Source organism: Bacillus sp. 166amftsu, assembly GCF_900107445.1.
GTDB classification, from domain to species: Bacteria; Bacillota; Bacilli; order Bacillales; family Bacillaceae_G; genus Bacillus_A; species Bacillus_A arachidis.
This window is the reverse complement of record NZ_FNQA01000002.1, coordinates 204,545-217,730: the sequence shown is the minus strand read 5'-3', so window position 1 is coordinate 217,730 and position 13,186 is coordinate 204,545. Positions and strand designations below refer to the sequence as shown.

The following is a 13,186-nucleotide window of genomic DNA, read 5'->3' as shown; positions in this document are numbered from 1 at the left end:
GGAAGCCCTATCATTCAAAATATTATTTTTTTTCCTTTGAATCTGAAGAAGTACTATCCTTGCTCGTTTCTTGATCCTTCTTTTTATCTTGCTGTGTTGTTGTATCTTCTTCTTTTTTCTTATCCTCACTATTATTACAGCCTACCAGAAATAAAGAGCTCGCAAGTGCCATTACAGTTAAAGATTTAACCCATTTATTCATTTGCTTTTCCCCCTTTTGATAGAATATGTACAATCTCATATTACTTCTCTTTTTTGAAGGAAATATGAGAAGAAAGTAAAGATACGGTAAATTTCTGTAAATTTTCTGACAAGGGAGGCGTTTATTTTTTATTTTGAATCATTTTCGCTTATAATAAAAATAATATAACAGAGAAAGGTTGATATATATGGAACTTGGATTAGCTGGAAAAACTGCTCTAGTTGTCGCATCTAGTCAAGGTTTAGGAAAAGCGATTGCTACAGAACTTATAAAAGAAGGTACAAATGTTATGCTACTGAGTCGTAATGAGGAAAAGCTAGCACCTTTACAAAAAGAATTGATCGCCCTTAATAAAGGTACTGCCATGTATACAGTTTGTGATGTTACAAATAAAGAAAGCATTAAACAAGCGGTAGAATATACTGTACAAAACTTTGGCACAATTGATATTTTAGTAAACAATGCCGGCGGTCCTAAGCCTGGTACATTTGAACAATTAACAGATGAAGATTGGTACAATTCATTTGAACTCAATTTATTAAGTTACGTACGTATGATTCGTGAAGTACTCCCATATATGAAGGAACAAGGCGGAAAAATTATTAACATCGCTTCGTCTTCTATTAAAGAGCCAATTCCCGGATTGCTATTATCGAATACGTTCCGCGTCGGCATTACAGGCTTAGCAAAAACGTTAGCATCTGAGCTTGCCCCATATAACATTCTAATTAATACCATTGCCCCAGGACGTATCGCTACAGACCGCATCGCTTCTCTCGATGAAACAGATGCCGAAAAGCACGGAATTACAGTAGAAGACGTTCAAAAACAATATGAATCAATTATCCCTCTCGGAAGATACGGTCGCCCTAGCGAGTTCGCAGCGTTCGCTGCATTCCTTGCATCCGATGCAAATACATATATGACCGGGCAATCTTTCCTTGTTGATGGTGGAATGGTAAAAAGCTTATAATTCTTTTCAAAAAAACAAGACAGTTCATACACTGTCTTGTTTTTCATTCCATGCAAACCTTTCGGCTGCATATATATTTTCTATTGTATATTCTTTTTTCACAACATATTGCCATATGCTATAAGCATAACGATTCATTTTAACAAAACAGTTTTCCAAAAATGATCGAAATTCCGGATTTGCAACTTCTACAGCAACTTGAGCAAATCTGAGTGCTAATCTTTTTAAATTCGAGATATAGGAAATAGCAATTTCGGTATCACCCTTACTTGTATTAGTCATCAGTATACCATTTTGTATAAGGGGAGACCTCAGTTGTTCGCAAATCATATGCTGTACATTTTCACCTTCTTGAAAGTTCACTTGTTCATTGTAAGCTTGCAAAATATAGGGCAAATGCTGTTTTAATATATCTCCTAGCTCTTCATCTTCCACTTTGTTCATATACTCACCCATCATATGAATCATTTCATAACTACACTGTAGTAATTCTTCCATACATCTCATATTATAGCTCCCCCTTCCTTCTAATATATGCCTATAAATAGAAAGCCAGAACATTTGCTATCTTTGCTAAAAACCAGTCCCAGCTACTAATTTTGTCAAAATCTTTATCCGTCAAACGCTTAGAGTCATGAAAATCCTCTTGTAATCGTCCCCACACTTCAGCTACAACTGCTTTATCATATATAAAACAATCCGACTCCATGTTAATATAAAAGCTACGATTATCAAAATTAGCTGTTCCTACATCAGCGCTTGTACCATCAATTATTGTCACCTTTCCATGAAAAAAGCCATTGTGGTATTGATAGATTTCTGCACCAGCATCTAACATCTTTTTTAAATGGGGGTAAGCAGCTTGTTTTAGTAATAGGGCATCGCTTTTAAAGGGAACTAGAATCTTTACAGCCACTCCGCGCTGCAATGCTTCTTGTAAACCATCCATCATTTCCTTACTTGGTACAAAATACGGCGTTGCAATAATTAATGATTTTTTAGCCTCTTTTATGAATGCACCGTATTCCTGCCATAACCCTTTCCCATTCGAAAATACATATTGATACTTTGCTTTCCCTTGCTGAGGTGGCCCTTCGTACAAAGAAAGCTTTTCGTCAGTATCCTCGTACCAATCTTCTACAAATTTTTGTTCCATATCAACTGCTCCCTCTCCTTGAATACGCAGTTGATAATCACGCCATCTTCCGAATTTAGGATCCTTTCCAAGATACTCCTCTCCAATATTAAAACCGCCGACATAAGAAACTTTCCCATCAATCACTGCAATACGGCGATGATTACGTTGATGTAGTGAATAAAACAGATTTTTAAATTTAGGCTTTTTACTAAAAGTAAATTTAACACCCTTTTCTTTTAACTGCTGAATCACTTTTTTCTTAATTTTATAGCCACCAATGCGGTCTACTGATAATTTCACATCTACACCACTCGATGCTTTCTTCTCTAATAGCTGTAAGAAATCACGACTTACTTTATCTTTACCTACAATATAAAAATGAAGATAAACAAATTTTTCAGCACGATTTATATCTTCAAACAAGTTTCGATTCAAATCTTCCCCGTTCGTATACAATTGAAAATTCCCATATCGAAATTTTGATATTTCAAGTCCACTATTCATTTTCTTCCCCATTTCTAGATCGATAGTCATCCATATAGATATCCCTATGATGCATAACAAAATAGCTATACATTTTTTCATGGATAAAACCCTTTCTTCAAAAGCTGTTATTCCTATATGTTTCCTTTTTTTTACGTTAACATACAAGAAAAATCCACAGTTTCGTGATATATGTCCCTGTCAAACAAAAGTGAATTTGCATATTGTATGTTGTATCTTACAATAAAAGGAGGAAATAACAATGGGCTTCGCACATGGGAATGGATTCGCGTTACTTGTCGTCTTATTTATCCTCTTAATTATCGTCGGTGCTGCTTGCTTTTGCTAGTTAGCTACCCTTAAGAGCGATATGTAGATGAAAAAACTATAAAAGCGGACACCTAAATTTAGGTGTCCGCTTTTCATTCTATTTTACTTATAAAACTAATACCGTTGCAATTTTCTTACTTTCTTTTTTTTGAATATGACGTTGCTCTGCACGTAAAACAGCAATCCTGTCCAAACACAAACGATTCATAGCTAACATAAACGAACTGGATGTAAAAAAGAACCGATTATAATCAATCGGCTCCTCTAAATACATATTGTTCCTTCGGCTGTTCAACTTTATTCCACTTTTCCACTTCTAAAACAGGAATATTTGCGTGGAATGGTTGATAAAACTCAGTTGAAATTTCTCCTTCTACTTGAATCCAATCATCATTATTCCACTCTACCCCATCTGGCTTTTTCACTAACATTCCGTATACACCTGAATCGGCTACACAATGAATAATACCAAAGCGGAATAAGAAATATTGCTCTTTTTTTGCAGAATCATCGCGGAAGACAAATCCTTTAAAAGAAAGTTTCTTTCCTGTAAACTCACCAGGATAATTATAGATTGTCTCCATTCCTTTTAAGAAATCTTCATCCTTTAAAGCGATACTATCTTTTGTTACATATTCTTTTTTCCCTTTTTCCATTACACCGCGATATCCTTCTTTTCCATAATAAATACTCGTATCAGGTCTTAAAAACTGCCTTGTCATAAATGGATCTGTGCTTTCTGCCTGCGCAACAGGAAAATGAAAACCTTTTGTTTTAACTATATCCGAATCTAATGTCGCAATTGGAAAGAATAGTCCTGAAATAATAGGAAAACAAAATAATGTATACGCAAAAGTCCGTTTCCACCATGTATTTTCATCTTTTGAATGATCATGTCCACAATGACTATGATTACAACCACAATTGTGCTGATCTTTCTCCTTTTGGTGTTCCTTTTGGAAAACAACAATGATTTGAATAAGTGTTAAAAACCCTAAAATAATTGCTGCTGTTTTTGATAAATAGGCGTACTTCATATTTATATACTTTGTTATATTACCTGAAATATGAAGCTGCGTAATTAAGATTGTAAACCCGAGTAAAATATAAGCTCTAAACATAACCTACCACCCCATCGCATAAATGAGTAGTGAGCTTGCATAAACCACGAGTGTAACTGTAGCTATCACAACAATTACAAATTTCGTTTTAAATGTCGCAAGCATCATAAACATATTTTTAATATCTACCATCGGTCCATATACGAGGAACGCGACAAGTGATGCTGTTGAAAATGTACTTTGGAACGACGATGCAATAAAAGCATCCGCCTCTGAACATAGTGATAAAATATACGCAAGTCCCATCATAACAGCTGATGAAGAGAACGGTCCTTGTCCTATAGAAAGTAGCGTTGAAGTTTGTACAAACGTTTGAACAGCAGCGGCAATTAATGCCCCCATTACTAAGTATTTTCCCATTGAGAAAAACTCTTCAACCGCATGTGTACAAACATCCCACATTTTTTTACGCAGTGGACGCTTATGATCCACCTCTGGGAAATGCTCATCACGTAATTGATGATCTTTAAACATAAATGATAATATAATTCCAACAATAATCGCTACAACAATAGCTACAATCGAACGGTACCATACCATATGCATGCTACTTCCGAATGCAACATACGTTGCAAATAATACGACCGGATTAATAATCGGACCCGTTAACATAAATGCGATTCCAGCGTATGGCGGAACACCTTTACCAATTAGACGTCTTACAATTGGAACGATCCCACACTCACACCCTGGAAACATCATGCCAAGAAAAGTGGCTAATAACACAGACAGAAATCGATTTTTTGGCATCCATTTTGCCACCATATCTTCTGTCACAAACATTTGAATGAATCCTGAAATAAATACACCAATTAGCACAAATGGTAGTGCTTCAATTAAAATTGAGATAAAGATTGTATTCATTTGCAGGAATGCTTTCGGTAACTGAAACAATTCCATGATGTATTTCCTCCATTTTTTCATTAACAATATGTAATTTTAACCTCAATTTATTATTTGAACAAGCCCTTTTCAAATCTGCAAATCATGGCAAAAAAAGTTTTCCATCAATATATGTATCGTATATAAGAAACGTTATATTACGACAAGAAAGCTGCTATAGCGCAGTTTAATAACTATGCTATAGCAGCTTTCTTTATCTTTAAAAATAACGTTTCTTCCAAAAAATAAACGCTAAAGTGCAAGATAATGTTGCACATATAATCATTACAATTATAAAACCATGTGGGCTATGACCAAGTGGAATTTCTACATTCATTCCAAAAAAGCTCGAAACCATTGTTGGTAATGATAAAATAATTGTAATTGACGTCAACAGTTTCATTACACTGTTTAAGTTATTTGAAATAACTGAGCTAAACGTATTCATCATACCACTTAAAATATGACTATATATTTCGGCCATTTCAATGGCCTGTTTATTTTCAATTAATACATCTTCTAATAAATCTTGATCATCTTCATACATTTTAAGAAAGTTATTATTACGCATTAACTTCTGAATAACAATTTTGTTTGCTTTTAAAGATGTCGTAAAATACACTAAACTTTTTTCAAGACCTAATAATGTGAAGATTTCTTTATTTTTCATTGACTTATTTAATTCATGTTCTAAGTCAATTGTTTTTCTGTTAATTTGCTTTAAGTATCGTAAATAATAAGTAGAAATCGTATATAAGAGCTGCAGTGCAAAACGCGTCTTTTTAAATGTATAAAATTCTTTAATACGTTGATTAATAAATCGCTCGAAAATCGGATTTTCTTCCAAACAGATTGTAACGAAACATTCCGGCATTACAATCATACCAATCGGAATCGTGTCATATATTGAATTTCCTTCTTCATCATGCCTCACTGTAGGAATGTCAACGATAATTAATGCATTATCATCTTCTTTTTCAATACGAGATCGTTCTTCATCATCCAATGGGTCTTTAATAAAATCCAATTCTACATTCAATGTTTGCACTAAAAATTGAATTTCTTCTTCTGTTGGATGAAGTACATTAATCCAGCAACCTTTTTCAATGTCCTCTATTTCTTGTAGTTTTCCGTTTCGGTCTGTTAAATAAATATTTAACATACTATCACCCCGATTCTTTTTACATGTGGGAATCTACCTCACTTAAACAACAGTTTTTGAACCGCTATTTTCAGCATATGAAACAAACGTTCAAATTTCAATAGAAAATTAATTTGAAAACGCTTTTCTTCATAAATTCTTTTAAAATAGAAAAAGACAGAGATTGCTCTGTCTTTCCAAAAGCTTATGTTGCCTTTATAACATATTTAGAAAGCATCCACAAGTTAAATGAAACCGAAACAGTATAGCCTGCATATGTTGAGATAATAAAACTAGTGTAGTCAAAGTACGGTAATAATACAATATTTAATACGACTTTAATGATAATCCCTAGGGTTAAACCCAGAACTGTTTTTTGTTGCTGATTAATGCCTTGTAACATCGCAGCAGTAACTGTGAACAATGAAAATAATATACATGCCGGTGCATAGTACTGTAAAATAGCGCTTCCTAAACTCGGATCATTTCCTACTCCAAATAAAAAAGTATATATAGGTTTAGCTAATATCATCATTCCAATTGCTGCTGGAATTGTAATCGCTACAACAAGTAAATTCGTTTTCGTGAAATGCTTATATAATAATTGTACATTTCCAGCTATATAAGCTTTCGTCATCTCAGGAACGAGAGACATACTAAAGGCTGTTGCAACCGACACTGGAATTAGTACAACCATTTGAACAAGCCCAATTATCGCATTTATTTTTTCTGCTTCGATTTGCACATAACCTATCTCTATTAAAAGTTTATTGATTGTAAATGTATCAATTGTTTGATACAACGGAATCGCTAGTCCAACCGCAACAAATGGGATTGAATACGTAAATAGCTCTTTATATAAAGCAAAAAAAGACTTCGTTGTCTGCGGGATACTGGCTTTCTCTTTCCGTTTTAAGTATTTCCGCCTTTTCATATAAAATCCAATCAAAACAGTTAGTCCAGCTGCCGCGCCCATAAATGCACCAAAAGTTGAAACTCCAACCGCTAACGAAACAGATGCTTTCAAAATATGCAACACAACAAAGCTTCCTATTAAGATTGTTAATACACGAAAGAACTGTTCTACAACTACACTAGAAGCCGATGGTCCCATAGATTGAAATCCTTGAAAAAAACCGCGTAATAAACTCATTACTGGTACAATCAGTAGTGCAAAACTAACAATTTGAATATTATATGTAACAGCATTCATACTATTACCAGTTTGATCACTTCCATCGATCACTAGATTTGCAAGATATGGAGCTAACATATAAAGAACTAGAAATGAACCTAGCCCCATAAAAATCATAAAAAATATTCCACTTTTCAACACCCGTTTTACTGTATGATAGTCATTTAACTGATCATATTTCGAGACCATTTTTGAAACAGCAAGTGGTAATCCCATCGTTGCAATGCTTAACATAATTGTATATGGCCGATATGCATACGTATATAATACATATCCGCTAGTACCAACCATTGCTGTAAATGGAATAACATATATAAATCCGAGCATTTTAGATATCATCGTCGCCATCGTTAAAAATAATGTTCCACGTAAAAACGGTGATCCCTTCATTTCATTCCCCCGCTACGCTTTATTACTACACATTATGGACAACTTCTTTATTTTAGAACTGAAAGGTATGAAAAAAGCCAATGAAATCATTGGCTTTAACGAACTGTTTTTCTTTTTTTCAATATTTTTAAACCGAAATAAAGAGCAATAAAGAACACTGCCCCAATAATTATGTAATGCGTATAGTCAGCTGCATATTCTTTAATATGACGCCAATTCCCACCTAGTTTTTCTCCTAAATAAATAAACAAAATTGACCATGGGATAATCGCGATTACTGTGTATAGTGTAAAATTTTTCAAAGGCATTTTCGCTAATCCTGCTGGAATCGAAATTGCATGACGCACAACTGGTATAAAGCGTGCTGAGAAAATTACTCCCGCCCCATATCGATTAAACCAGCCTTCCGCCACATCTAAATGATGCTTGTTAATTAATAAATATTTTCCATATTTTTCAACGACAGGACGTCCTCCATAATACCCTAACCAATACAAGAAGATTTGTGCTAAAGTACCACCGATTGTACCAGCAATCACCGCTCCAATAAAACTGATTTTACCGTCTGCTACTAAAAATCCAGCATAAGAGAGAACAATCTCACTGGGAATGATTTCAATCATTAACCCTAAGGCTACTCCAAAGTATCCTAAACTTGCAAAAAATTGCAATAACTGCTCTATTAAATTCGATAACATTTTCTTTTCTGTCTCCTTTTCTGCTTACATGCCTTCCTATTATCTCACAAAGATTTATGCATGCCAATAAGTTCCTAGTTCTTTACCCAAAATATGTACCATTCATTGTAAATATACCAGGCACAAATAGAAAGAAAAGAGAGGGTTATACATGTAAAAATTCTTATTTTTTATCTTTACACATTTTTTCTTAATCAAGTAAGGATTGCTTATTACTGTCTTTCATACATGCAAACATCTCTCTAATTTGCCCCTCTGTATTTCTAGCAATCGATAACTCCGGAATTTCCTTTTCACCAAAAAAGTTCACTGCTTCTGTTTCAATACTTGTTTGTTTTTCTCCCCCAACGATTTCACAACCAATAAATATTTTATATACATGTGTTGCGGATGGTGATGAATGATGTTTTTCTTTATCGAATACTGCTAATAATCGAAAATGGTCAACTTTATAACCCGTTTCTTCCCATACTTCTTTTGCTGCCACTTCTGTTGGCGTATAGCCAACATCTGCCCAGCCACCTGGTAAAGCCCATTTCCCATCGCTTTTTTCTTTTACAAATAATAATTTATCATCCTGATACACGACAGCCCTAATATCTACTTTTGGTGTTTGATAACCTGTTTCATTGGCAAATAATTTCTCTACCACTTCCCAATCTGTCTTCGTATAATGAGACATCATAGTAACTGTGAGGTCACGTAACTGCTCGAAACGTTCAATATCATACACATCTTTTGAATACGTTAAACCAGCCTGAGCAATAGCTTGTATTTGTTTTACCCAATCGATCCATTTCGCTTCCATATTTCCTCCACCTTAAAAATATACTATACTGTTTCAACTTTATTTACAGCACCTAAACAAATCGTAGCTTATTCACATAAAATTTAAAAGGAATCAATTATTTTCATAAAGACTTAAGCATTCATACTTTTTATCTAAAATGAAAGATTATATTTATCATAAATGAAAAAGAGATTGACTATGTATCAATCTCTTTTTCATTTATGATAGTTCATGTAAATACTCATGTATATATTGACGCCTATTGTTTATATATTGAAAGATAATATCGGGTTCTTGGTCAAAAATGTCTATTTTATCTTTCATATAGGGATCTTGAACCAGGTACGGACGGATCGCTTCACACATTCCCTCTACTTTCGGTTTTATAAAAGAAACCGTGAATTTTTCTTCCAAAATTTCTTCAAGAATACTGCGGTACTGTTTTCGAAATACCGGTATATCAAGAATTCTGGCACTCAATGTATTATACCCTTGAATTCGAATGTATTCATGGTTAAGTGGCCTTCCCTCTACATCACGCCCCCATGTTGCATCATAATCCCATGGTATTACTTCAAACAAATGCGTTTCATCATTATGATACAATGCATAATTATGAACAAAGCCATCAAAGTTTTGCGTTAAAATAACACCTGCTAACCATCGCAAGTATTTTTCAACATCAAGATAATTCACAATTTCTTTTTCATATTTTTCTCGCGATAATGCATTCGCTTGATAAACAAATTCGCTAAGTTGCTCTTCACTATGTTCATTTGCACATTTAAACTCATACCCTGCAGATAAATTTGTCTTAACATCCTGATCTCGCTCGCTCATTAAAGAAAAATTTGCATCATCGTCAATTGCATAATAAATTGAACCGCTCGGTAATTTTCTGCTTTTCAAAAAATTTTCATCAACAGATTCTAATTGTAGATATACACCTTGAATTTGACCGTTAATTTTAATAAAAACATGCTGAGATTTTGGTGAAAGTACACCAATATCGCTAAAAAAATCAAGTGATAATTTATTTCGGATCAGTGACGGATCTTTAAACTCAGAATTTAGATGAAACTCTTTCACACCTTGAAATCGTTTTGGTTTGTAAAACATAACATGATATGATTTTTTTTCAAGCTCCCGAATATGAGCCCCTCGGTAAACAATATCAATATCATATTTTCTTTTCTCATATGTTAATTTTGCTGGAACAGGACTATCAGACCAAATATCTTTCTTTAATTCAACAACATACATTGGATGAATAAAAAAATCATAAGAAGGCAACATTGTTCTCCACCCCTTCTTTTTTTCTCCCTTTAATGTATGCTCATTACTTTGTCCATGTGTCCATATATCCGTCATATGCCAATTTCCATTGAAAATTAAACTCCTGTCTCATGCAGAAGAGATTCTCTCTTCATATCATGATTAATGTAAAAGGTTACCTTTTCATTTTAATTAGCGATAAGGAGGGTTTCTATGAAACGCGATATTCAAAAAGCTGTTGAAGAAATCAAAAGTGCAGGGATGGAGGAATTTTTACATCAAGACCCAAGTACTTTTGAGTGCGACGATGATAAATTTTCGCATCATAAGCGTACAACACACTGTAAACATACAACGGGTGGTAAATGTCCTCGAACAAAATGTACACGTGTGAAAAAATGTACGTTCGTTACAAAATGTACGCGTGTGAAGAAATGTACTTGTGTTACAAAATGTACACGTGTGAAAAAATGTACGTTCATTACGAAGCGTACTCGTGTACGTGTGCAAAAGTGGACTTTTGTTACGAAAGTTACACGCGTGAAAAAATGTACGTTCGTTACAAAACGGACACGTGTGAAAAAGTGCACTCATGTTACAAAATGTACGCGTGTAAGAAAATGTACGTTCGTTACAAAATGCGTTCGTTTTGAAAAGAAATGTTTCTGGACAAAACGATGTTTCTGTAAAAAATGTGAATTCATCCGTGAGCATGATAAAAAATCTTGCGATCACTCATGGGATGATGACAGTCATTCAAGCTGCCATGATTGCGATCACCATAAACGTTCATCCTGCAAAAAGAGAAAAAAAAATGATCACTTCTGGTTTAGAAAACGCGATTGTTAATCCTTTATCCCCGATTGTTAATAGCAAGTGTAAAAAGACCGCTCTATTGCGGTCTTTTTACACTTGCTGAAAATGACTTATATCGGCAAACTGTGTAACACTAGCTTTTTTTTCTTCAAATTCAATGATACTTAAGCTAGCACTATGCATAAATGGATCATCCCATACTTTTTCAACCGAAAGACCAGCAAAGTGCCCCACTAGTAATTTTGCTGCCGCTGCGTGTGATACAATTAAAATACTTTCTCCTTTATGTTTTTCTAAAAGAATGTTGACCCCTTCTATCACCCGTTTATATACATCATTAAAATTTTCTCCTGATGTCGAACAAAAACGATGCGGCTCATTCCAAAACGTATGTACGTCCTCTGGATACTGCGCTTCCAAATCCGCAAGCATTTGCCCTTCCCAGATTCCCATATTAATCTCATAAAAGTGTTCGTCAGCTATAATTGGAATATTCCGCTCTCCTTTTATCAGCTCTGCCGTATGCATTGTTCTCCCACTTGGACTACTATATATTGCATGAAGTGGTATATCCTTTATTCGTTCCCCTAATTGTTTTGCTTGTAGCATTCCTTTTTCGGTTAAATTCGAATTCTTTCTTCCTTGCATACGCTTTGCTATATTCCATTCTGTTTCTCCGTGACGTGTTACATATAAAGTCGTCTTCATTCGTTTCCTTCCCCCTCAATGAATTGGTCGTAATTCCCATGGCTCTAATGTTCCTATAATACAATCACTTTGTTTACTCTGAATTCCTGCTATAACCCCTTCTGCAATTTCTTCATGACTCAACCACCTTGAATGTTCACCTTGTAAAATAAACCCTAATAAAATTCTATGATAATCACATGAAGAACTTCCTATTTTTTGCCGTTCCAATTGAGAAGCACTACTCCCTAATATATGAAACAAACCATAGGATTTAGAATGTAACTCAATTTCTTCACAAATTACTTGAAGCGCCTTTTTAGCAGTTGTATGTATCCAAGCTATTACTAATGTGATAGGGCCATTTTGTTTAATAGCACCTTTAATAGATTGTTTTAAGATGTCGCTATCGTGGTAATCAAGAGAAATACATGTAACATTTCCGGGAGCATTACATGCATGTTTCACACCTTCTAACCTATCCCTATCTCGTCCAATAACAGAAACATAAAAGCCTTGATTACAAAGCCAAACGGACACTTTCTTTAGCATTCCTGTCCCTCCAATAACGAGCGCATGCATGCTCTTCCCTGCCCCCTTTATTTCAACAATAAAATTTCATATGTGGTTTTGCTTCCTTATAATAATGTAAGCGATCCTGCAATGTACCTGAATGAAACTCAAACTTATGTCCATCTGGATCAATAAAATAAATAGACTGACAATCTCTTACATCACGTTCTCTTCCTTGTAAAATATGAACTTTATTCTCCTCTAATCGCTTTAATAGCTGATCAAATTCCTCTTGTTGAACAGAAAATGCAATATGTGTATATGACTGATGAATTTCATTTCTTGCAATATCTGCTTCTTCATTGAGTGCGACCCACATTCCACATACATCAAAATATGCGAGTTTTTTTCCTTTTACTAATAACCTTCCCTCTAATACTGTTTCATAAAATTGAATCGATCTTTCTAAATTTGAAACTGAAAAACAAAGATGATTAAATCCGTTTATCAACATAGAACCTCCTTACAAAATAAGAGATGCGCAAAAATTCG

Annotated in this window: 16 protein-coding genes and 1 pseudogene; 3 read left to right on the top strand and 14 right to left on the bottom strand. The window is 34.4% G+C overall.

Translation table 11 applies throughout. The annotated features are described in order from the left end of the window. Window positions 1–22: 22 nt before the first annotated feature. A complete protein-coding gene (locus BLV40_RS07775; RefSeq protein ID WP_026592229.1) occupies window positions 23–202 on the bottom strand; it encodes a hypothetical protein in 180 nt (59 codons plus the stop codon). Between the two features lie 187 nt (window positions 203–389). Between BLV40_RS07775 and BLV40_RS07770 the strand changes: the two genes are divergently transcribed. Further along, on the top strand, window positions 390–1,175 hold the full coding sequence (locus tag BLV40_RS07770; protein WP_090688697.1) for an SDR family oxidoreductase: 786 nt from the start codon (window positions 390–392) through the stop codon (window positions 1,173–1,175). A 24-nt stretch (window positions 1,176–1,199) separates the two neighbouring features. Here BLV40_RS07770 and BLV40_RS07765 read toward each other — a convergent pair whose 3' ends face one another. Both BLV40_RS07765 and cls read right to left on the bottom strand, forming a co-directional pair. Then, window positions 1,200–1,682 (bottom strand): spore coat protein, encoded by a 483-nt coding sequence (locus BLV40_RS07765; RefSeq protein WP_090688694.1) that lies wholly within the window; start codon window positions 1,680–1,682, stop codon window positions 1,200–1,202. 31 nt (window positions 1,683–1,713) lie between these two features. After that, window positions 1,714–2,898, bottom strand: coding sequence for a cardiolipin synthase (gene cls, locus BLV40_RS07760; RefSeq protein ID WP_026592232.1), 1,185 nt, complete (start codon window positions 2,896–2,898; stop codon window positions 1,714–1,716). A gap of 160 nt (window positions 2,899–3,058) precedes the next feature. Here cls and BLV40_RS07755 point away from each other — a divergent pair, with 160 nt between their 5' ends. Further along, window positions 3,059–3,145 (top strand): YjcZ family sporulation protein, encoded by an 87-nt coding sequence (locus tag BLV40_RS07755; protein WP_000505094.1) that lies wholly within the window; start codon window positions 3,059–3,061, stop codon window positions 3,143–3,145. A gap of 87 nt (window positions 3,146–3,232) precedes the next feature. Here BLV40_RS07755 and BLV40_RS27875 read toward each other — a convergent pair. The 8 genes and pseudogenes from BLV40_RS27875 to cotH all read right to left on the bottom strand — a co-directional run. Then, window positions 3,233–3,319, bottom strand: a pseudogene (locus BLV40_RS27875) (acyl-CoA thioesterase); the annotation flags it as partial. 58 nt (window positions 3,320–3,377) lie between these two features. Then, window positions 3,378–4,247 carry a TIGR03943 family putative permease subunit gene (locus BLV40_RS07750; RefSeq protein ID WP_026592233.1) on the bottom strand — a complete coding sequence of 290 codons (870 nt, stop codon included), beginning with the start codon at window positions 4,245–4,247 and terminating at the stop codon, window positions 3,378–3,380. 3 nt (window positions 4,248–4,250) lie between these two features. Further along, window positions 4,251–5,147 (bottom strand): permease, encoded by an 897-nt coding sequence (locus tag BLV40_RS07745; protein WP_026592234.1) that lies wholly within the window; start codon window positions 5,145–5,147, stop codon window positions 4,251–4,253. Between the two features lie 202 nt (window positions 5,148–5,349). After that, window positions 5,350–6,291 (bottom strand): magnesium transporter CorA family protein, encoded by a 942-nt coding sequence (locus BLV40_RS07740; protein ID WP_090688691.1) that lies wholly within the window; start codon window positions 6,289–6,291, stop codon window positions 5,350–5,352. A 184-nt stretch (window positions 6,292–6,475) separates the two neighbouring features. Further along, on the bottom strand, window positions 6,476–7,855 hold the full coding sequence (locus BLV40_RS07735; protein WP_090688688.1) for a putative polysaccharide biosynthesis protein: 1,380 nt from the start codon (window positions 7,853–7,855) through the stop codon (window positions 6,476–6,478). Between the two features lie 95 nt (window positions 7,856–7,950). Beyond that, entirely contained in the window at window positions 7,951–8,553 is a 603-nt protein-coding gene (locus tag BLV40_RS07730; RefSeq protein WP_026592237.1) for an undecaprenyl phosphate transporter UptA, read from the bottom strand. Between the two features lie 190 nt (window positions 8,554–8,743). Next, window positions 8,744–9,361: an NUDIX hydrolase gene (locus BLV40_RS07725; RefSeq protein ID WP_026592238.1), complete on the bottom strand. Its 618-nt coding sequence runs from the start codon at window positions 9,359–9,361 to the stop codon at window positions 8,744–8,746. 201 nt (window positions 9,362–9,562) lie between these two features. Beyond that, a complete protein-coding gene (gene cotH, locus BLV40_RS07720; RefSeq protein ID WP_026592239.1) occupies window positions 9,563–10,639 on the bottom strand; it encodes a spore coat protein CotH in 1,077 nt (358 codons plus the stop codon). A gap of 192 nt (window positions 10,640–10,831) precedes the next feature. Here cotH and BLV40_RS07715 point away from each other — a divergent pair, with 192 nt between their 5' ends. Then, window positions 10,832–11,467, top strand: a complete 636-nt coding sequence (locus tag BLV40_RS07715) for a CotG/ExsB N-terminal domain-containing protein (protein WP_026592240.1) — start codon at window positions 10,832–10,834, stop codon at window positions 11,465–11,467. A 57-nt stretch (window positions 11,468–11,524) separates the two neighbouring features. On the opposite strand, the gene BLV40_RS07710 is transcribed toward BLV40_RS07715, so the two are convergent. From BLV40_RS07710 to fosB, 3 genes are read right to left on the bottom strand one after another with little or no spacing between them, the layout of a single operon-like run. Beyond that, entirely contained in the window at window positions 11,525–12,142 is a 618-nt protein-coding gene (locus BLV40_RS07710; RefSeq protein WP_026592241.1) for a phosphoserine phosphatase 1, read from the bottom strand. 15 nt (window positions 12,143–12,157) lie between these two features. Then, complete coding sequence (locus BLV40_RS07705; protein WP_090688685.1) at window positions 12,158–12,703, bottom strand: short-chain dehydrogenase; 546 nt, start codon at window positions 12,701–12,703, stop codon at window positions 12,158–12,160. Between the two features lie 22 nt (window positions 12,704–12,725). Further along, a complete protein-coding gene (gene fosB, locus BLV40_RS07700; RefSeq protein ID WP_026592243.1) occupies window positions 12,726–13,145 on the bottom strand; it encodes a FosB/FosD family fosfomycin resistance bacillithiol transferase in 420 nt (139 codons plus the stop codon). Window positions 13,146–13,186: the final 41 nt, after the last annotated feature.

What these genes read in the sequence shown, in the direction of transcription:
- BLV40_RS07775 (WP_026592229.1), bottom strand. Translation starts at nt 202, where the DNA reads ATGAATAAATGGGTTAAATCTTTAACTGTAATGGCACTTGCGAGCTCT.
- BLV40_RS07770 (WP_090688697.1), top strand. Translation starts at nt 390, where the DNA reads ATGGAACTTGGATTAGCTGGAAAAACTGCTCTAGTTGTCGCATCTAGT.
- BLV40_RS07765 (WP_090688694.1), bottom strand. Translation starts at nt 1,682, where the DNA reads ATGAGATGTATGGAAGAATTACTACAGTGTAGTTATGAAATGATTCAT.
- cls (WP_026592232.1), bottom strand. Translation starts at nt 2,898, where the DNA reads ATGAAAAAATGTATAGCTATTTTGTTATGCATCATAGGGATATCTATA.
- BLV40_RS07755 (WP_000505094.1), top strand. Translation starts at nt 3,059, where the DNA reads ATGGGCTTCGCACATGGGAATGGATTCGCGTTACTTGTCGTCTTATTT.
- BLV40_RS07750 (WP_026592233.1), bottom strand. Translation starts at nt 4,247, where the DNA reads ATGTTTAGAGCTTATATTTTACTCGGGTTTACAATCTTAATTACGCAG.
- BLV40_RS07745 (WP_026592234.1), bottom strand. Translation starts at nt 5,147, where the DNA reads ATGGAATTGTTTCAGTTACCGAAAGCATTCCTGCAAATGAATACAATC.
- BLV40_RS07740 (WP_090688691.1), bottom strand. Translation starts at nt 6,291, where the DNA reads ATGTTAAATATTTATTTAACAGACCGAAACGGAAAACTACAAGAAATA.
- BLV40_RS07735 (WP_090688688.1), bottom strand. Translation starts at nt 7,855, where the DNA reads ATGAAGGGATCACCGTTTTTACGTGGAACATTATTTTTAACGATGGCG.
- BLV40_RS07730 (WP_026592237.1), bottom strand. Translation starts at nt 8,553, where the DNA reads ATGTTATCGAATTTAATAGAGCAGTTATTGCAATTTTTTGCAAGTTTA.
- BLV40_RS07725 (WP_026592238.1), bottom strand. Translation starts at nt 9,361, where the DNA reads ATGGAAGCGAAATGGATCGATTGGGTAAAACAAATACAAGCTATTGCT.
- cotH (WP_026592239.1), bottom strand. Translation starts at nt 10,639, where the DNA reads ATGTTGCCTTCTTATGATTTTTTTATTCATCCAATGTATGTTGTTGAA.
- BLV40_RS07715 (WP_026592240.1), top strand. Translation starts at nt 10,832, where the DNA reads ATGAAACGCGATATTCAAAAAGCTGTTGAAGAAATCAAAAGTGCAGGG.
- BLV40_RS07710 (WP_026592241.1), bottom strand. Translation starts at nt 12,142, where the DNA reads ATGAAGACGACTTTATATGTAACACGTCACGGAGAAACAGAATGGAAT.
- BLV40_RS07705 (WP_090688685.1), bottom strand. Translation starts at nt 12,703, where the DNA reads ATGCATGCGCTCGTTATTGGAGGGACAGGAATGCTAAAGAAAGTGTCC.